General features: G+C 71.5%; 13 protein-coding genes and 1 pseudogene. 6 read left to right on the top strand and 8 right to left on the bottom strand.

Annotated features, from left to right (window positions below; translation table 11 throughout):
- Positions 1–5: 5 nt before the first annotated feature.
- Positions 6–857 carry a serine hydrolase gene (locus tag QF034_RS14390; RefSeq protein ID WP_307175334.1) on the bottom strand — a complete coding sequence of 284 codons (852 nt, stop codon included), beginning with the start codon at positions 855–857 and terminating at the stop codon, positions 6–8.
- Between the two features lie 145 nt (positions 858–1,002).
- Between QF034_RS14390 and QF034_RS14385 the strand changes: the two are divergent.
- From QF034_RS14385 to QF034_RS14375, 3 genes and pseudogenes are all read left to right on the top strand, one after another.
- Positions 1,003–3,043 (top strand): annotated as a pseudogene (locus QF034_RS14385) (ArnT family glycosyltransferase).
- Between the two features lie 216 nt (positions 3,044–3,259).
- Complete coding sequence (locus QF034_RS14380; protein ID WP_307175333.1) at positions 3,260–3,877, top strand: hypothetical protein; 618 nt, start codon at positions 3,260–3,262, stop codon at positions 3,875–3,877.
- Positions 3,878–4,029: 152 nt separating this feature from the next.
- A complete protein-coding gene (locus QF034_RS14375) occupies positions 4,030–4,464 on the top strand; it encodes an ATP-binding protein (RefSeq protein WP_307175332.1) in 435 nt (144 codons plus the stop codon).
- Positions 4,465–4,520: 56 nt separating this feature from the next.
- Here the strand turns inward: QF034_RS14375 and ppk2 are convergent, their stop codons facing one another.
- The 5 genes from ppk2 to QF034_RS14350 all read right to left on the bottom strand — a co-directional run bounded on the left by ppk2 (position 4,521) and on the right by QF034_RS14350 (position 10,065).
- Positions 4,521–5,477, bottom strand: coding sequence for a polyphosphate kinase 2 (ppk2, locus tag QF034_RS14370; protein WP_307175331.1), 957 nt, complete (start codon positions 5,475–5,477; stop codon positions 4,521–4,523).
- A gap of 32 nt (positions 5,478–5,509) precedes the next feature.
- Complete coding sequence (locus QF034_RS14365) at positions 5,510–5,752, bottom strand: DUF6411 family protein (RefSeq protein ID WP_307175330.1); 243 nt, start codon at positions 5,750–5,752, stop codon at positions 5,510–5,512.
- Positions 5,753–5,850: 98 nt separating this feature from the next.
- A complete protein-coding gene (locus QF034_RS14360; RefSeq protein WP_307175329.1) occupies positions 5,851–7,536 on the bottom strand; it encodes a thiamine pyrophosphate-binding protein in 1,686 nt (561 codons plus the stop codon).
- The gene (gene speB / locus QF034_RS14355; protein ID WP_307175328.1) at positions 7,533–8,516 is read right to left on the bottom strand and encodes an agmatinase; all 984 of its coding nucleotides are present in this window, start codon (positions 8,514–8,516) and stop codon (positions 7,533–7,535) included. Before speB ends, QF034_RS14360 begins: the two co-directional genes overlap by 4 nt.
- Before the next feature lie 76 nt (positions 8,517–8,592).
- Positions 8,593–10,065 carry a sodium:solute symporter family protein gene (locus tag QF034_RS14350; protein WP_307175327.1) on the bottom strand — a complete coding sequence of 491 codons (1,473 nt, stop codon included), beginning with the start codon at positions 10,063–10,065 and terminating at the stop codon, positions 8,593–8,595.
- A gap of 130 nt (positions 10,066–10,195) precedes the next feature.
- Between QF034_RS14350 and QF034_RS14345 the strand changes: the two genes are divergently transcribed.
- Positions 10,196–11,935 carry a PucR family transcriptional regulator ligand-binding domain-containing protein gene (locus tag QF034_RS14345; protein WP_307175326.1) on the top strand — a complete coding sequence of 580 codons (1,740 nt, stop codon included), beginning with the start codon at positions 10,196–10,198 and terminating at the stop codon, positions 11,933–11,935.
- A gap of 93 nt (positions 11,936–12,028) precedes the next feature.
- Positions 12,029–12,817 carry a phosphatase gene (locus QF034_RS14340; RefSeq protein ID WP_307175325.1) on the top strand — a complete coding sequence of 263 codons (789 nt, stop codon included), beginning with the start codon at positions 12,029–12,031 and terminating at the stop codon, positions 12,815–12,817.
- Here the strand turns inward: QF034_RS14340 and QF034_RS14335 are convergent.
- On the bottom strand, positions 12,810–13,691 hold the full coding sequence (locus QF034_RS14335) for an acyl-CoA thioesterase (RefSeq protein WP_307175324.1): 882 nt from the start codon (positions 13,689–13,691) through the stop codon (positions 12,810–12,812). The genes QF034_RS14340 and QF034_RS14335 overlap by 8 nt on opposite strands.
- A gap of 34 nt (positions 13,692–13,725) precedes the next feature.
- Positions 13,726–14,883 carry an acyl-CoA dehydrogenase family protein gene (locus QF034_RS14330; protein ID WP_086565197.1) on the bottom strand — a complete coding sequence of 386 codons (1,158 nt, stop codon included), beginning with the start codon at positions 14,881–14,883 and terminating at the stop codon, positions 13,726–13,728.
- Positions 14,884–15,059: 176 nt separating this feature from the next.
- On the opposite strand from QF034_RS14330, the gene QF034_RS14325 reads away from it, so the two are divergent.
- The gene (locus tag QF034_RS14325; protein WP_307175323.1) at positions 15,060–18,779 is read left to right on the top strand and encodes an ABC transporter ATP-binding protein; all 3,720 of its coding nucleotides are present in this window, start codon (positions 15,060–15,062) and stop codon (positions 18,777–18,779) included.
- Positions 18,780–18,864 lie beyond the last annotated feature (85 nt).

Genomic DNA, 18,864 nt, shown 5'->3' with positions numbered 1-18,864 from the left:
AAGGGTCAGCTCGCGGCCAGGTCCTTGTGGATGACCTTGGCCACGGCCTGGATGGTCGCGATGCCGTAGTTCATGGTGCTGTTGCCGTGGGTGAGCACGGTCATCATGTAGTCGTGGCCGCCGCCCTTGAACGCGCCGACGCTGTGCACCCGCCAGCCGTTCGTGGAGCGTTGCAGCCAGCCGTTCTTCACGGCCACGGTGACGCCGGACGGCACTCCGTACGGCGTGCCCCAGCGCTGGGACGAGACGACCTGCCCCATCAACTTGAGGATGTACGCACGGGAGTTGTCGCTCAGGACCGTGTTCTTGGCGGTGAGGAGCTTCAGCAGCTTCTGCTCGTCGGTGACGGTGATCTGCGTCAGGCCCCAGTAGCCGTTCGCGCCGGGCTTGGTCTGGGTCATGCCGGCGGCGGTGAGGAAGCCCTTGATCTTCGTCATGCCGAGCTGCTTCCACAGGGTGGAGGTCGCGGCGTTGTCCGACTTGGTGATCATGGCCTTGGCGAGGGTGTTCTCGCGGTCGGTGAGATACCGGTTGTGCTTCTTCGCGTCCCACAGCAGCGTGGCGAGGACGGTGACCTTGACGACGCTGGCCGAGTCGTAGGCGGAACTCGCGCGCAGGGTGCAGGTCGTGTTGGTGCTGCGGTCGTAGAGGCCGACGGCGACGGTGCCCTTGCGGGTCGCGAGCGCGGCGGTGATGTCCTGCTTCAGCTTGGCGGCCAGCCCGGCCTTGGCGGACGTACAGGTCACGGCCGGAGTGGCGGCGGCTGCGGGCGTGGCGGCGGCGACGAGCGGCACGAGCACACCCGTACCCACGGCCGCCGCCAGCACTCTCGCGCGGCGGGATATCCCAGAAGTCATGCACACCATGACTCACCGGAAGGGGGCAAAGGTTGTAGCGATTGGCGAAGACTTGTACGAGTTGTTACCGCGCGCTGAGCGGTTTCACAGGATGGGGCCAGCTTCGTCACAGCGGCCACAAACCAGGGCTGTTCACGATGCCGGAGTGACATCTGCCACCGAACCCCAGCTCCGCACTCCCGTGCCGCCCTCACCCCCGCGGGAGGAGAGGGCCGCCCCGCGCTGGTCGCTCCCCGTGCTGCTCGCGATCCTCGCCCTGGCGGCGGTGCTCTACTCCTGGAACCTGTCCGGCTCCAGCCTGAACAGCTTCTACAGCGCCGCCGTGCTGAGCGGCACGCAGAGCTGGAAGGCCTGGTTCTTCGGCTCGTTGGACGCCGGGAACTTCCTCACCGTCGACAAGCCGCCGCTCGCCCTGATGGTCATGGGCCTGTCGTGCCGGGTCTTCGGTTACGGCACCTGGCAGATGATGGCGCCGATGGTCGTGGCCGCGCTCGCCACGATCTGGATCCTGCACGCCTCGGTGAAACGGGCGTTCGGGCACGCGGCGGCGGCCGTCGCGGCTCTCGTCCTGGCCCTCACTCCGATCACGGTCGCCATCAACCGGGACAACAACCCCGACACGCTGCTGGTGTTCCTGATGGTGTCCGGCGCGGCGCTCGCCCTGCGCGCGGTGCGGAGCGGGCGGCTGCTGCCGCTGCTCGGCTCGGCGGCCTGCTTCGGGCTTGCCTTCAACACCAAGATGCTCCAGGGCTACATCGCGCTGCCCGCCGTCTTCGCCGTGTACGTGTACGCGTCCCGGCTCGGCTGGCGCAAGAAGGCCGTGAACCTGGCCCTGGCCGCCGTAGCCCTGGCCGTCTCCAGCTTCTGGTGGGCCGCGGCCGTGTCGCTGGTGCCGGCCTCCGAACGGCCGTACATCGGCGGTTCCACGGACGGCACCGCCTGGAACCTGATCATGGGCTACAACGGCCTCGGCCGGATCCTCGGCGGCGAGGGCAACGGCGGAGGCGGCGGTGGTGGTGGCGGATTCTCCGGCACCGCCGGTCTCGGCCGGATGTTCAACGACATTCTCGGCGGCCAGATCTCCTGGCTGATCCCCTTTGCGGGCATCGCGCTCGTCGGCGGACTCGTCCTGTGCGGGCGCGCTCCGCGCACGGACCTCACCCGGGCCGCACTCGTGCTGTGGGGCGGCTGGACCGCCCTGCATTACCTGACGTTCGCCCTGGCCGAGGGCACGATGCACCCGTACTACACGACCGCGCTCGCCCCGGGCATCGCGGCGCTGTGCGGAGGCGGCGGTGTGCTGTTGCTGCGGGCCTTCCGTACGGACCGTCGGTGGGTGTGGGTGCTGCCCCTCGGGCTGGGAGTCACAGCGGTCTGGGCGGCGGTGCTGCTGCGGCGGGCCTCCGGCTGGAACACCTGGCTGTGGCCTTCGATCCTGGTCGTCATGGCCCTCGCTCTCGTGGGCCTGTTCGTCTTTCGCTCGAGCTCCTCGGGGCTTCGGCTGCGGCTGCTGGCCGTGTCCGTGGCCGCGGCTGTGGTCGCGGCGGTGGCGGGACCGGCGGCGTACGCCTGGTCGGTGCCGGCCGGGTCGGGCGGGTCGGGCGGCATGGGTGGCACGAACCCGACGGGCGGGGCCGTCGACGGGGAGCGGCTTCGGCGGGCCCGGGGGCCGGGGCGGTGGCAGTCGGGGCGTCCCGGGCGGCGGCTTCCCGAGCGGTGAGGCGCCCCCCGGTGGGCAGAACGGGCCGAGTGGACAGGACGGGCCGAGTGGACAGGCCCCCGGTGGCACGGGCCGTGCCCCTGGCGGTGGCGGCATGGGCGCAGGCGCGAGCAGCGAGCTCGTCTCGTACCTGAAGAAGCACCAGGACGGTGCCGAGTGGCTGCTGGCCGTGTCCAGTTCGCAGAGTGCCGCCCAGCTCATCGTGAGCAGCGGACAGCCTGTCATCTCCATGTGGGGCTGGTCCGGCAGCGACAAGGCGATGACGCTCGCCAAGCTGAAGGAACTGGTGAAGAACGGCGAACTGCACTACGTCCAGCTCGGCGGCGGCATGGGTGGCGGCCCCGGCGGTGACTCCTCCCTCAACGCGGAGGTCACCGCGTGGGTGCAGAAACACGGCACGGCGGTGAAGGGCGCGGATTCCGGCCAGTCGACGGTCTACCGTCTCGACCCGTCCGACGTCAGCTGATCCCCGTCACACCGCGAACGGCCCCTGACTCCCGGTCAGGGGCCGTTCCACTGACCTCTGCCGAAACTCTTGACGCCGTCTTTCCCACCGGGATACTTGCGGTCGGCAGCGCGCCAACTGCCGTACCAGTGAAGAGATTTGGTTCTACTGTCCGAGATCCCGAACGTCGTGCGAAGTTTCGCAAGCTTTCGACGGCCCCCCACAGGAGGATCCGCAATGAGCCCACGCAAGGCCCTCATCGCCGCCCTGACGGCCGCACTCCTGGCCGGCCCGGGTGTCGCCCAGGCAGCCACCACCCAGACCACCACCCCCCAATCCGCTCCCGCCCCGGCCCGCGAACGCGCCGCCGCGGCCACCATCACCTGGTCCCTCGTGCGGGCGAGCAACCCCACCGAGGACCAGCGCACCGCCTACGACGCCATCACCCGGGCCATGAACGCGGCGGTGGCCCGGTACAACAACCTCAGTGACCTGGGCAAGACCATCACCGTCCGCTACGAGCCGGGCGTCCCCACCGCCGACGGCAATATCAACGGGACCATACGCTTCGGCAGCAACCGCAGCTACATGACCGAGCGGACGGCCCTGCACGAGATCGCCCACACCATCGGCGTGGGCACCAGCTCGGGCTGGTCCCGCCTCGGAGGCGGCGGCACCTGGACCGGCGGGCAGGCGACCGCGCTGGTCAAGCAGTACGACGGCTCCGGCGCGAAGATCTCCACCGGCGGCGGCCACTTCTGGCCCTACGGCCTGAACTACGACAACGAGTGGTCGAACACGGCCGCCGACCGCCATGTCCACATCGTCGCCGCGATGGTCCGCGACGGCCTGTAAGCCCTGTTCGGGTCGTGCTCGAGAGGTAACTGGCGTGTGGGGTGGGCCGGCCGGAAAGTCGCGGGCGGCCCACTGCACCGTGTCTGTCGAGGAGGACGCCGGGTACACGGTTCGTGCACGTGTGTGGGGTCGAGGGAGAGGAGGTCGGGGCGGTGGCGGTGAAGGCGATGGGATGGGCGCACTCGTTCCCCGTGTCCGAGGGAGTACGCGCCGGGCGGGAGTGGACACGCAGGCGTCTCGGATCCCTGCCCTGGGCCGCTGCGGAGCCGGACACGGTGGACGCCATCGTGCTGGCCGTGTCCGAGCTGATCACCAATGCGCACATCCACGCGCACAGCGACGTGCACCTGGTCCTCACCTGGGACGGCGACTGCCTTCATGTGAGCGTCCACGACGAGGACCCGACGCTGCCGCGCCGGCGCGAAGCGGAGCCGGGGGAGATCTCCGGCCGCGGAGTGGCGATCGTGCAGAAGCTCGCCGATGAGTGGGGGATGCGGTGCCGGCGGAACGGCAAGACGGTGACGGCATGCTTCCGCCCCGCCGATACCGATACCGGCAACGACCGGCATGACGTCGGCAGCAACTGAGTTCTGCTCACCGGTGCGCCGTGCGGGTCCGGATGGGAGGGAGGGGCTCGTGAGCGTCAGTCGGTCCCGGGGTGCTTGCCCGGCCCGTCGCTGGCGGAGGACAACGGAGTGGGTGACAGTGCGGTGTCCTCCTCGCCGGGCTCCAGAAGGGTGTCGGCGGCGCCGACGATGAGGGAGTCGGGTGTGCCGACGGCCTCGCGGTCCTTGCTGGCGTAGTCGATGCGCGACAGCAGACTGCGCATGGTCTCCAGCCGGGCGCGCCGCTTGTCGTTGCTCTTGACGACGGTCCAGGGGGCGTACGCGGTGTCCGTGGCGCGGAACATGTCGACCTTCGCCTCGGCGTAGTCGTCCCAGAGGTCCAGCGAGGCCAAGTCGGCGGGGGAGAGCTTCCACTGGCGCACCGGGTCGACCTGCCGGATCGCGAAGCGCGTGCGCTGCTCGGAGCGGGAGACGGAAAACCAGAACTTCACCAGCAGGACGCCGTCGTCGACCAGCATCCGCTCGAAAACCGGGCATTGGTCGAGGAACAGCTCGTACTCGTCCTTGGAGCAGTACCCCATCACGCGCTCGACGCCGGCCCGGTTGTACCAGGAGCGGTCGAAGAAGACGATCTCCCCGGCCGTCGGCAGATGCGCGACGTACCGCTGGAAGTACCACTGGCCCACCTCGCGTTCGGTGGGCTTGTCCAGGGCGACCACGCGTGCGCCGCGCGGGTTGAGCCGCTCGGTGAGCCGCTGGATCGTGCCGCCCTTGCCCGCCGCGTCACGCCCCTTGCACACGACGACCAGACGGGCGCCGGTGTCCTTGACCCACCGCTGGAGCTTGAGCAGCTCGATCTGCGAGATGCGCTTGGTCCGCTCGTACTCCTTGCGGCCCACCTTGCGGTCGTACGGATGGTTCTCCCGCCAGGTCCGGATGGGACGCCCGTCTTCGTCCAGCACGATCGGCTGCTCTCGCCGACTGGCATCCACGGTCAGCCCGTCCAGCAGCCTGTCCGCGTCTTCGGCGTTCATGACCATGCTCCCCGCTCGGCCCGCGCCGTCGGTCAGAAGGGCATGCGGCCGCGGGAGCGGCGACCTGCCGAACTGCTGCGGCTCACCGCGCGCGAACTGCTGTGGAAGGGCTTGCTGAAGAGCCGGCCCAGAATGCCGGGCGCCTTGCCACCGGCCCGGGCCCCGGCACCGAGCGTACGTTGCGCGCCGCGTTCGGGATGGCGGGAGAGACGGGGGACGAGGAAGGCCAGGACGGCCAGGACCACACACCCGGCGATGACGGCGGCGACTACCATGATCAGCTCCCCTTGGCTTGTGGACGGATACACGGGTGCCCCGCTCTGTCCCGCCCATGTGAGGAGCGAGGAAACGGCCTGGCCGGACCGGCCGGCGCTCACCCCAGGTGCGTCGGCGCGAACATCCGCAGCACGGCCGGGAGCAGGACCACCGAGGGCCCCGGCGACGCGAGTTGCTTCGCGAGGTCCTGCTCCAGAGTCTCCGGGGTCGTACGGACCCCGGGGACGCCGAAGGACTCCGCCAGCGCCACGTAGTCCGGCCGGGTCAGCTCCGTCGCGGTCGCCTCGCCGAACGCGTCGGTCATGTACTCGCGCAGGATGCCGTAGCCGCCGTCGTCGACGATCAGCCAGGTGACGTTCAGTCCGTACTGGCGGGCCGTCGCCAGCTCGGCGATCGAGTACAGGGCGCCGCCGTCGCCGGAGACGGCGAGGACCGGCCGGGTCGGATCGGCCACCGCCGCGCCGAGTGCCGCCGGGAAGGCGTAGCCGAGGCCGCCCGCGCCCTGGGCGGAGTGCATGTGGTTGGGGCCCTTGGCGTCGAAGGCCGACCAGGCCCAGTAGGCGAGGATCGTCATGTCCCAGAAGGACGGGGAGTCGGTGGGAAGGGCCTTCCGCACCGACGCCAAGACCTCCTGTTCCAGGGTGAGTTCCTGGGCGGCGATGCGTTCGGCGACCTTCGCGAGCAGTGCGCGCACGCGCTGCGGGGCCGTCGGGTCCTCCCGCTCGGAGACCGTCTCCAGCAGGGCCTGCACCGCGAGGCGGGCGTCCGCGTGGATGCCCAGGGCCGGGTGGTTGGACTCCAGCTTGCCGAGATCGGCCTCGATCTGGATGACGCGGCCGCGCGGCTGGAACGTGTGGTAGTTCGAGGAGAGTTCGCCGAGTCCCGAGCCGACGACGAGGAGGACGTCCGCGTCCTCCAGGAAGTCCGTGGTGTGGCGGTCCTCGATCCAGGACTGGAGCGACAGCGGATGCGTCCAGGGGAACGCGCCCTTGCCGCCCGGCGTCGTGACGACCGGCGCCTGCAGTGTCTCGGCCAGCCGGCGCAGCTTCTTCGACGCGTCCGCCCGGACCACCCCGCCGCCCGCGATGATCGCCGGACGGGCCGCCTTCGACAGCAGGTCGGCGGCCACGGCGGTCAGTTCGGGGCGCGGCGGCAGCTCCTCGGGAAAGGCGTCGCCGCCGGTCACCACGGGGATCGCCGTCCGCGCGAGCAGCACGTCCTGCGGGATCTCCACCCACACCGGCCCGTGCGGGGCGCTCAGCGCCGACTTCCAGGCCGCCTCGATCGCGGACGGGATCTGGGACTGAGCGCGGACGGTGTGGACCGACTTCACCACGCCCCGGAACGAGGCCGCCTGGTCGGGCAGTTCGTGCAGATAGCCGTGCCGGCCGCCGCCGAGCCCCGCCGTCGGGACCTGGCTGCTGATCGCCAGGACGGGGGCGCTGGCCGCGGCCGCCTCCTGGAGCGCCGCCAGCGAGGTCAGCGCTCCCGGCCCCGTCGACAGCAGCAGCGGCGCCGCCTCACCCGTGATGCGGCCGTACGCGTCCGCCGCGAACCCGGCGTTGTTCTCCACCCGCAGGCCGATGTACCTGAGGTCGGAGCGGCGCAGCGCGTCGAACATGCCGAGCGCGTGCTGGCCGGGCAGTCCGAAGACGGTCGTCGCGCCCAGCCCGGCCAGCGTCTCCACGACCAGGTCTCCGCCGGTGCGGCCGGGAGGAGGGTTCAGGGCGGCCTCCGTCTGGGCGGGCGTCGGGCGGAGCACCAGGTCGTGGTCGTGAGTCACTGCGCTTCCGAGTCCTTCCGGGCCGCGGCGATCTGGCGCGACATGATCGTGGTCAGTTCGTACGCCGTGTGGGACGCGGCCACCGACGTGATCTCCGCGTGATCGTACGCGGGGGCCACCTCGACGACGTCCGCGGAGACCAGGTTGCAGGACGCGAGCCCGCGCAGGATCTCCAGCAGCTCCCGCGAGGTCATGCCGCCGGCCTCGGGCGTGCCCGTGCCGGGCGCGTGGGCCGGGTCGAGGCAGTCGATGTCGATGGAGATGTACAGCGGCCGGTCGCCGATGCGCTGGCGGAGCTGGTCGGCGACCTCGTCGGCGCCGCGCCGGTAGACGTCCGCCGACGTGACGATGCCGAAGCCCATCTTCTCGTCGTCGGTCAGGTCCTGCTTGCCGTACAGCGGGCCGCGCGTGCCGACGTGGGACAGGGCCGAGGTGTCGAGGATGCCCTCCTCGACCGCGCGGCGGAACGGGGTGCCGTGCGTGTACTCGGCGCCGAAGTAGGTGTCCCAGGTGTCGAGGTGGGCGTCGAAGTGCAGCAGGGCCACCGGGCCGTGCTTCTTCGCCACCGAGCGCAGCAGGGGCAGCGCGATGGTGTGGTCGCCGCCGAGGGTCATCAGGCGGGCGCCCGAGCCGAGCAGGTCGTCCGCGGCGGCCTCGACGGTCCCGACGGCCTCGTTGATGTTGAACGGGTTCACGGCGATGTCGCCGCCGTCCGCGACCTGGGCGAGGGCGAACGGGGAGGCGTCCTGCGCCGGGTTGTACGGGCGCAGCAGCCGGGACGCCTCACGGATCGCGTTGCCGCCGAAGCGGGCACCCGGCCGGTACGAGACACCCGAGTCGAACGGCACGCCCACCACGGCGACATCGGCCCGTCCGCCGACCTCGTCCAGCCGGGGCAGCCGGGCGAAGGTCGCGGGGCCCGCGTACCGCGGAACGCGGGAGGAGTCGACGGGTCCGCGGGGAGTCTCGTTGCTGCTCATGAGGAAATGCCTTCTCTCCTACGCTTCATCGCGTATGCACTGCTTGGTGCTGCTATGTACTGACTGTTCTATGACTTTACTGGGGAGCCGTGACCGGTTCGGACGCGAGTTCGGGGGACCGTCCGGCGAGCCGCTCGCGCCAGGCTGCGAGGACGGCGGCGTCGGTGGCGGGAGTGGCCAGGGAGACGATCACGTACGCGGCGAGCGAGGCGAGCAGGCCGTAGTAGACGGGCTCGTTGGCGAGGATGCCGTGCGTCGCCATCAGCACGATGACCGCGAGTCCGCCGACCACGACGGAGGCGAGGGCGCCGTACACCGTGCCCCGCTTCCACACCAGCCCGCCGAGGATCGGCACGAGCAGTCCGCCGACGAGGAGGTTGTAGGCGACGGTCAGTGCCTCCACGACGTTGTCGATCGCGATGGCCGTGCCGATCACGGCGACACCCATGAGCAGGATGAAGGCCCGATTGCCCCGCACCTCGTCGTGGTCGTCGTGGTCGTCCGACGGTGCCTTGGCGATCCCCCGCAGCCGGGACCAGATGTCGTTGTTGGCGACGGTGGCGCAGGCGATCAGCGCGCCGGACGAGGTCGACATCACGGCGGCCAGCGCGGCGGCCAGCACCAGCCCCCGGACTCCGACGGGCAGTTCGTCCTTCACGATGGTCGCGAAGGCGTCGTCCGCGCTGCCGAGCTTCGGGTACAGCACCTTGGCCGCCGTCCCGATGACGGCACCGGCGAGGGCGTACGCGAGGCAGTAGGTGCCGGCGACGGTCCCGCCCCACTTGGCGGTCCGGTCGCTGCGGGCGGTGAACACGCGCTGCCAGATGTCCTGCCCGATGAGCATGCCGAAGGTGTAGATCAGCACGTAGGTGAAGATCGTCTCGCCGCCGATGCCGAGCGGGTCGAAGTAGCCGGCGGGGAGCTGCGCCTTCATCTCGCCGAACCCGCCCGCCTTCACGACGGCGATCGGCAGCAGCAGGAGCAGCACGCCGATGGTCTTCACGACGAACTGCACCATGTCCGTCAGGGTGATCGACCACATCCCGCCGAGGGTGGAGTACGCCACGACGATCGAGCCGCCGAGGACGATCGCGAGCGTGCGGTTGATGTCGAACAGGACGTCGAAGATCGTGGCGTAGGCGATGGTCGAGGTCACCGCGAGCATGAGGGTGTAGGCCCACATGACGACACCGGAGATGATCCCGGCCCGGCCGCCTCCGTAGCGCAGGTCGAGCATCTCGGAGACGGTGTAGACCTTCAGCCGGGCGATGCGGGCGGAGAAGAAGACGGAGAGGGCGAGCAGGCCGAGGCCGATGGTGAAGACCATCCAGGCGCCGGACAGGCCGTACTGGTAGCCGAGCCCCACACCGCCGATGGTGGAGGCGCCGCCGAGGACGATCGCCGCCATGGTGCCGGAGTACATGGCCGGGCCGAGGCGGCGGCCGGCCACCAGGAACTCGCTCTTGGAGCGGGCGCGGCGCATGCCCCACCAGCCCATGGCGAGCATGCCGGCCAGGTAGACGACGATCACGAGGTAGTCGACGGCCATGGGGCCTCCTTCGCACACGCTCGCTCGTTGGGGGACGAGGCTGACGAGACCTGACCCTAGGTGGCCGGAAAGCGACTGCGAAGTGTACGTTTCATCCACTGGAGCGGCGCCGGCTGAAGGGAACGCACACATGCCGGACTCGACGGTTCCCCCTACGCCTCCCATCCCGCTGTCCGCTCTCCTGGCCCGCGAGGACCTGGCGCTGCGCCGGATCGCCGGCCCGGACGACCCCGGCACCGCCGTCCACTGGGTCCACACCTCGGAGATGGCGGACCCGTATCCGTATCTGCTGGGCGGGGAACTGCTGCTCACGGCGGGCGTGCACATCCCCGAGGCGGCGGGGTCGGGCACCTACTTCGACGACTACGTGGCCCGGATCGTGGCGGCCGGCGGCGCGGCCCTCGGCTTCGGGGTGGCGCCGGTGCACGACACGGTGCCGAGGGCGCTGGTCGCGGCGTGCGAGAGATACGGCCTGCCGCTGCTGGAGGTGCCGCCGCAGACCACCTTCTCGGGCGTGGCCCGCGCGGTCTGGCAGCTGATGGCCCAGGCCCGCCTGGCCGAACTCCGCCGCGTCACGGAGGCCCAGCAGAGCCTCGCCTCGGCCGCCTCCCGCCCCGACCCGGTCCCGTCGGTCCTCCGGCAGCTCGCCCGGCGGCTTGGGGGCTGGGCGGTGCTGTACGGCCCGGAGGGGGCGGAGATCGCGGAGGCGGGCCGGGAGCCCGGGGCGGAGGTGGGCGCGGCGCTGGCGGAGCTTGTGGGGGTAGTGCGGCCGGCGGAGGCGGGGGCTGGGCTGCCTGCGGGCACACCGAGTGTGGGGGCTGGACGGCCGGCGCCCACACCGGGCGCGCGGCCTCCGGACGAGACCTCGCGGGCGGGCGGGGCGACGCGGCCGGGCGGGCCTGCCGAGGCCGGACGCCTGGGCGGGTCCGCAGACAACCGGCGCTCTCGGCCTCGTGGCGAGGCCGCCAACGCAGGCCGCCCCCAGCCTCAACCAGCCAGCCGACCCTCGCCCTCAGCCCAGCCCCCGACGCCCGCTCCCCCCAACCGCCCCCACCCCACCTCCGCCACCGACACCGTCTCCGGCATCCATCTCGCCGCCTACGCCCTCGGTGGCGGGCGGCGCGGGTTCGTGCTCGGGGTGGCCGCGCCCGGGCGGGTGCCGGGGGATCACACCATCGTGTCCGTCGCCGCCGTGCTGCTGGCCCTCCTCACCGGCGAGCAGCAGAGCGGCACCGGTGCCGCCCGCTCCTCCGCGCTGGTGCGGCTGCTGCTGGGGGCCGCGCCCGAGGACGTCGCGCCGCTGCTCGGCGACGGGCGGCGGTGGGTCGTCGTGCACGCCCGTCCGGACGGGGAGGGCGTACCCGACGCCGTCGCGGCCTCCGCGCTGGGTGCCGCGCTCGGGTCCGCCCTGGTCGACCCGGCGGGCGACGTCGTCCGGGTCCTGGTACCGGCCGACCGGGCGCCGGAGCCGCTGCCCGGCTGGACCCTGGGCGTCAGCGCCGACGCCGCCCCGGAGGACTGGCCTGCCGCCGACACCCAGGCGGCCCGCGCCCTGGCCCGGGCCCGCGCCACCCGCGCCCCGCTGCTCCGGCACGGCCCGCGCCCCGCCCTCGCCGACCTGGTCCCGCCCGGCGAGGCGGCGGCCCACGCCCGCGCCCTGCTCGCGCCCGTCACGGCCCACCCCGCGCTCCCCGAGACCCTGCGCACCTGGCTCTCCCTGCACGGCAGTTGGGACCGCACCGCCGTCGCCCTGTCCGTGCACCGCAACACCGTGCGGCAGCGCATCGCCCGGTGCGCCACCCTGCTGGAGGCGGACCTGGACGACCCGGACGTCCGCATGGAACTCTGGTTCGCGCTGCGGCAGATCTGAGTATGTGAGCGGGCTCCCGCTGAGTACGTGACGCACATCCCAGCGTGCGATACGCCAGGGCCGCCCACAGTCCGCTGCTCCACAATGGTTGTCATGCCGATACCCGGGACACCCAGCCGCGCCGAACTCGTCGACCACCTCGTCAGGACGCGCATCGCGGGCGACGTCGCCACCCCCCGCGAGAACAACCTCTCCCACTACCGCAAGCTGGCGAACGCCGACCGCCACTACTGGCTCGGCCTGGAACTCGGCGACCGCTGGAGCGACGAGCAGGACGTCCTCGCGGTGATGGCGGAACGCGTCGGCGTGAACGACGACCCCGGGCACCGGTACGGCCAGGACACCATCGACCCCGAGCTGACCGTCGACGGTCTGGAGCGGATGGCCGGGCGGCTGCGCAAGGCGGCGGACGGGCAGCAGCGGGTGTTGTTCGCCACCGGCCACCCCGGCGGCCTGCTCGACGTGCACCGCGCGACCGCTTCGGCCCTGCGCGCGGCCGGCTGCGAGATCGTCGTCATCCCGGACGGGCTGACGACGGAGGAGGGCTACGTCATGCAGTTCGCGGACGTGGCGGTGCTGGAGCACGGCGCCACCCTGTGGCACACCCACTCGGGCGAACCGATGAAGGCCATCCTGACCGCCATGGAGCGCGAGGGCCGCCCGCTGCCCGACCTGGTCGTCGCCGACCACGGCTGGGCGGGCTACGCGGGACAGCACGGCGTGGACTCCGTCGGCTACGCCGACTGCAACGACCCGGCCCTCTTCATCGGCGAGGCGGAGGGCACCGTACAGGTGACGGTGCCCCTCGACGACCACGTGGTCAGCCCCCGCCACTACGACCCGATGACGGCGTACCTGCTGGCGGAGGCCGGCCTCAGCTAGGGCCCTGCTCGCGCGGGACGCGGACCACGCCCTCCTGGATCACCGTGATGGCCAGCCGCCCGTCCTGCGTGTAGATGCGGGCCTGTCCCAGTCCCCGGCCGCCGTACGCGGACGGGGACTCCTGGTCGTAGAGCAGCCACTCGTCGGCGCGGAACGGCCGGTGGAACCACATCGCGTGGTCGAGGGAGGCCCCGACGACGTCCCCGACGGCCCAGCCGCCCCGCCCGTGCGCGAGCAGCACGGAGTCGAGGAGCGTCATGTCGGAGACGTAGGTGGCGAGGACGACGTGCAGCAGCGGATCGTCGGCGAGCTTGCCGTTCGTGCGGAACCAGACCTGCGAGTGCGGTTCGCGCGGTTCGCCGAACTTCCCGTACGGCGGCTCGTCGACGTAGCGCAGATCGACGGCGGCCCGGGCCTCCAGGAACCTCTCCACGACCTCCGGGTCGAGATGGCCGTAGCCGCGCAGCCGTTCCTCACCGGTGGGCAGCGTGGCGGGATCGGGCGCGTCCGGCATGCGTTCCTGGTGGTCCAGCCCGTCCTCGTACAGCTGGAACGACGCCGAGAGGTGGAAGATCGGCTTGCCGTGCTGGACGGCGACCACCCGGCGGGTGGTGAAGGAGCGGCCGTCGCGGATCCGGTCCACGGTGTAGACGATCGGCGCGCCGGGATCACCGGGGCGCAGGAAGTACGCGTGGAGGGAGTGCGCGGGCCGGTCCTCGGGGACCGTGCGCCCGGCGGCGACGAGCGCCTGGGCCGCGACCTGCCCGCCGAAGACCCTCGGGACGACGGCGGACCGGGACCGGCCGCGGAAGATGTCCTCCTCGATCTGCTCCAGGTCGAGCAGATCGAGGAGGTCTTGTAGTGCCTGACTCATGTGACTGTTGTACCGGCCACCGATTGCGGTCGGCTTACAGGCCCATGTCCTTCGCGATGATCGACTTCATGATCTCGCTGGTGCCGCCGTAGATGCGGTTGACACGGTTGTCCGCGTACAGGCGGGCGATCGGGTACTCGTTCATGTAGCCGTAGCCGCCGTGCAGCTGGAGGCAGCGGTCGATGACGCGGTGGGCGACCTCGGTGCAGAACAGCTTCGCGGAGGCGGCCTCGGCGGGCGTGAGCTCACCGGCGTCGAGGGCCTCGGTCGCGCGGTCGGCGACGGCCTCGGCGGCGTCCACCTCGGCCTGGCAGGCGGCCAGCTCGAACTTGGTGTTCTGGAAGTGGGCGACGGGCTTGCCGAAGACCGTGCGCTCCTGCACGTACTGCTTGGCGAACCGCACGGCGGCCTTGGCCTGGGCGTAGGCGCCGAAGGCGATGCCCCAGCGCTCGGAGGCCAGGTTGTGGCCGAGGTAGTAGAAGCCCTTGTTCTCCTCGCCGAGGAGGTCCTCGACGGGCACCTTGACGTCGACGAACGCCAGCTCGGCGGTGTCGGAGGTCTTCAGGCCGAGCTTGTCGAGCTTGCGGCCGACCGAGTAGCCCTCGGACTTGGTGTCGACGGCGAAGAGGGAGATGCCGTGGCGGCGGTCCTCGGCGGTCGGGGCGGCGGTCCGGGCGCAGACGATCACACGGTCGGCGTGCACACCGCCGGTGATGAAGGTCTTGGCGCCGTTGAGGACGTAGTGCGTGCCGTCCTCGCTCAGCTTGGCGGTGGACTTCATGCCCGCGAGGTCGGAACCGGTGCCCGGCTCCGTCATCGCGATGGCCCACATCTCCTCGCCGGTGACGAACTTCGGCAGGTAGCGCTTCTTCTGCTCGTCGGTGGCGAGCATCTTGATGTAGGGCAGGGCGAGCAGCACGTGCACGCCGGAGCCGCCGAACTGGACGCCCGCGCGGGCGGTCTCCTCGTAGAGCACGGCCTCGAACTTGTGGCTCTCCAGGCCCGCGCCGCCGAACTCCTCGGGGACGTTGATCCCGAAGATGCCCAGCTCACCGAGCTTGTAGTAGAAGTCGCGGGGCGCCTGGCCCGCCGCGAACCACTCGTCGTACACCGGTACGACCTCGGCCTCGATGAAGGCGCGGATGGTCTCCCGGAACGCCTCGTGATCCTCGTTGAACACCGTACGGCGCACGCCGCCACCTCCAGGGCCCTCGGTATGTCTAAGCGCTTGCTCAGACAAAGATACCGGCGAGTATCAACGACCGTCCAGGGTGGGGGCGGGGTAACGCTCGTCACGCCGCGGGATGAAAACAGACTCCCACGGTGTTGGTGCCTTCCGGCAGAGAAGGACGATCGGAGGGCACCCGAGTGACACCGCAACGGGGATGGGCACGACGACTGTGGGCCTACGCATGGCGCCACCCGAAGGATGTCGTACTCGCCCTCGGCTCCTCCCTGGCCGGCATGGCGGTCATGGCCCTCGTCCCGCTGATCACCAAGGTGATCATCGACGACGTCATCAGCGACCACACCCGCTCCATGACGACCTGGGCCGGCCTGCTCATCGCCGCCGCACTGGTCGTCTACGTCCTCACCTACATCCGCCGCTACTACGGCGGCCGCCTCGCCCTCGACGTCCAGCACGACCTGCGGACGGCGATGTACGGCACGATCACCCGGCTCGACGGCCGCCGCCAGGACGAACTGTCCACCGGCCAGGTCGTCGGCCGGGCCACCAGCGACCTCCAGCTGATCCAGGGCCTGCTGTTCATGCTCCCGATGACCATCGGGAACGTCCTGCTGTTCCTGATCTCCCTGGGGATCATGGCGTCGCTGTCGCTGCCGCTCACCCTCGTCGCCCTGGCCATCGCCCCCGCCCTGTGGTGGATCGCCAAACGCAGCCGCACCCGGCTGCACCCCTCCACCTGGTACGCCCAGGCGCAGGCCGCCGCCGTCGCCGGCGTGGTCGACGGTGCCGTCAGCGGGGTCCGCGTGGTGAAGGGCTTCGGGCAGGAGGAGCAGGAGACCGGGAAGCTCAGGGACGTCAGCCGCAGGCTCTTCGCCGGACGGCTGCGCACCATCCGCCTGAACTCCGTCTACACCCCGGCCCTCCAGGCCGTCCCCGCCCTCGGCCAGGTCGCGATGCTGGCGCTCGGCGGCTGGCTCGCGGTGCGCGGCCACATCACGCTCGGCACGTTCGTCGCCTTCTCCACGTACCTCGCCCAGCTCGTCGGCCCGGTCCGCATGCTCGCCGTGGTGCTCACCGTCGGCCAGCAGGCCCGCGCGGGCACCGAACGTGTCCTGGAGCTGATCGACACCGAGCCGTCCCTGGAGGACGGCCGCAAGGACCTGCCCGCCGACGCCCCCGCGACCGTCGAGTTCGACGACGTCTCCTTCGGCTACGACACCGACCGCCCCGTCCTCGACGGGCTCTCCTTCGAGATCCGCCCCGGCGAGACCCTCGCCGTCGTCGGCTCCTCCGGCTCCGGCAAGTCCACGGTCTCCCTGCTGCTGCCGCGCTTCTACGACGTCACCCGCGGTGCCGTCCTGGTCGGCGGCCACGACGTGCGCGAACTGACCCTTGAGTCGCTGCGGGCCGCGATCGGGCTGGTCCCGGAGGACTCCTTCCTCTTCTCCGACACGGTCCGGAACAACATCGCCTACGGCCGCCCGGACGCCACCCAGGAGGAGATCGAGCAGGCCGCCCGCGCCGCCCAGGCCGACCGGTTCATCAGCGAGCTGCCCGACGGCTACGACACGACCGTCGGCGAGCACGGCCTGACCCTGTCCGGCGGCCAGCGCCAGCGCGTCGCCCTCGCCCGCGCCATCCTCAGCGACCCGCGCCTGCTGGTCCTGGACGACGCCACCTCCGCCGTGGACGCCCGGGTCGAGCACGAGATCCACGAGGCCCTGAAGGAGGTCATGCGGGGCCGCACCACCCTGCTGATCGCCCACCGCCGCTCCACCCTGAACCTCGCCGACCGCATCGCCGTCCTGGACGGCGGCCGGCTCGCCGACATCGGCACCCACGAGGAACTCCAGGAGCGCTCCGCCCTCTACCGGCGCCTGCTCACCGACCCCGACGAGCTGGGCGCGGTCTCCCCGGGCCACACCCAGCCGGCCTGCCCCCAGGAGGACACCTCCGTCCGGGACGAGCTGGACGCCGAGTTCGACGCCGAGCACGGGGTCACCCCACGGCTGTGGAGCGGCGACCGCGAACGCAAGGACACCGCCCTCGCCGAGAGCCCGGCCACGCCCGAGCTGCTCGCCCAGGTCGAGGCGCTGCCCCCGGCCACCGACGTGCCCGACGTCGACGAGTCGCGGGCCGTCCAGCCGGAGCAGTCGTACGGCCTGCGCCGCCTGCTGCGCGGCTTCGGACTGCCGCTGCTGGTCAGCCTCGGTCTGGTCGCCGTCGACGCGGGCATGGGCCTGCTGCTGCCGATCATGGTCCGGCACGGCATCGACTCGGGCGTCACCCAGGCCGCGCTCGGGGCCGTGTGGGCGGCGTCGCTGCTCGCGCTGCTGACGGTGGCCGTGCAGTGGGCGGCCCAGGTCGGCGAGACCCGCATGACCGGACGCACCGGCGAACGCGTCCTGTACTCGCTGCGGCTGAAGATCTTCGCCCAGCTCCAGCGCCTCGGGCTCGACTACTACGAGCGGGAGCTGACCGGCCGGATCATGACCCGGATGACGACCGACGTCGACGCGCTGTCGACGTTCCTCCAGACGGGCCTGGTCACCGCCTTCGTCTCGGTCGTCACCTTCTTCGGCATCATGGTCGCCCTGCTGGTGCTCGACGTGGAGCTGGCGCTGGTCGTCTTCGCGACACTGCCGCCGCTGATCATCGCCACGTTCTTCTTCCGCCGGGCGAGCGTGAAGGCGTACGAACTGGCCCGTGAGCGCGTGTCGGTGGTCAACGCCGACCTCCAGGAGTCGGTGTCCGGGCTGCGGATCGTGCAGGCCTTCCGGCGCGAGCGGGACGGCGGGCGGCGGTTCGCCGGGCACAGCGACAGCTACCGCCAGGCGCGCATCCGGGGCCAGTGGCTGATCTCCGTGTACTTCCCCTTCGTGCAGTTCCTGTCCTCGGTGGCGGCGGCGGCCGTGCTGATCGTCGGCGGGGCGCGGGTCGACGACGGGACCCTGGCGATCGGCTCGCTGGTGGCGTACCTGCTCTACATCGACCTGTTCTTCGCGCCCGTGCAGCAGCTCTCCCAGGTCTTCGACGGCTACCAGCAGGCGTCCGTCTCGCTGGGCCGTATCCAGGAGCTGCTCCAGGAGCCGACGTCGACGAAGTCCGCCGACGAACCCCGCGAAGTGCTGTCCCTGCGCGGCGAGATCGCCTTCGAGGACGTGCACTTCGCCTACGGCGACGACGAAGAGGCTCTCGGCGGCGTCGACCTGCGCATCCCCGCCGGGCAGACCGTCGCGTTCGTCGGCGAGACCGGCGCGGGCAAGTCGACCCTGGTCAAGCTCGTGGCCCGCTTCTACGACCCCACCGGCGGCCGGGTCACCGTCGACGGCACCGACCTGCGCGCCCTGGACCTCACCTCGTACCGGCACCGTCTGGGGGTCGTCCCGCAGGAGGCGTACCTCTTCCAGGGCACCGTCCGCGACGCCATCGCCTACGGCCGCCCCGACGCCACGGACGCCGAGGTCGAGGCGGCGGCCCGCGCGGTCGGCGCGCACGAGATGATCGCCACGCTGGAGGGCGGCTACCTCCACGAGGTCGCCGAGCGCGGCCGCAACCTCTCCGCCGGACAGCGCCAGCTGATCGCCCTGGCCCGCGCCGAGCTGGTCGACCCGGACGTCCTGCTGCTCGACGAGGCGACGGCCGCCCTGGACCTGGCCACGGAGGCGCAGGTCAACCAGGCCACCGACCGCCTGGCCGGCCGCCGCACCACCCTCGTCGTGGCCCACCGCCTCACCACCGCCGCCCGCGCCGACCGGGTCGTCGTCATGGACCACGGCCGGGTCGCCGAGGACGGCACGCACGAGGAGCTGCTCGCGCGCGGCGGGCGGTACGCCGAGCTGTGGCGGACGTTCATCGGCGCGGCGGAGCCGGAGGAGCCGGTCGGCGCGTCCCGGTGACGCCCGCGACCGGCGTTTTCGTCACGCTCGCGCAACCGTGCGACATACGTCATGCGTCCGTACACCTGTACGCCGATGGTCGCGC

This window comes from Streptomyces africanus (assembly GCF_030816955.1).
GTDB classification, from domain to species: Bacteria; Actinomycetota; Actinomycetes; order Streptomycetales; family Streptomycetaceae; genus Streptomyces; species Streptomyces africanus.
Note: the sequence above shows the minus strand (reverse complement) of the source record. Positions and strands in the feature narration are given on the sequence as shown.

Excerpts from the sequence above, each read along its gene's own strand:
- QF034_RS14390 (WP_307175334.1), bottom strand. The coding sequence starts at position 857 with ATGACTTCTGGGATATCCCGCCGCGCGAGAGTGCTGGCGGCGGCCGTG.
- QF034_RS14380 (WP_307175333.1), top strand. The coding sequence starts at position 3,260 with ATGAGCCCACGCAAGGCCCTCATCGCCGCCCTGACGGCCGCACTCCTG.
- ppk2 (WP_307175331.1), bottom strand. The coding sequence starts at position 5,477 with ATGAACGCCGAAGACGCGGACAGGCTGCTGGACGGGCTGACCGTGGAT.
- QF034_RS14365 (WP_307175330.1), bottom strand. The coding sequence starts at position 5,752 with ATGGTAGTCGCCGCCGTCATCGCCGGGTGTGTGGTCCTGGCCGTCCTG.
- speB (WP_307175328.1), bottom strand. The coding sequence starts at position 8,516 with ATGAGCAGCAACGAGACTCCCCGCGGACCCGTCGACTCCTCCCGCGTT.
- QF034_RS14350 (WP_307175327.1), bottom strand. The coding sequence starts at position 10,065 with ATGGCCGTCGACTACCTCGTGATCGTCGTCTACCTGGCCGGCATGCTC.
- QF034_RS14345 (WP_307175326.1), top strand. The coding sequence starts at position 10,196 with ATGCCGGACTCGACGGTTCCCCCTACGCCTCCCATCCCGCTGTCCGCT.
- QF034_RS14340 (WP_307175325.1), top strand. The coding sequence starts at position 12,029 with ATGCCGATACCCGGGACACCCAGCCGCGCCGAACTCGTCGACCACCTC.
- QF034_RS14335 (WP_307175324.1), bottom strand. The coding sequence starts at position 13,691 with ATGAGTCAGGCACTACAAGACCTCCTCGATCTGCTCGACCTGGAGCAG.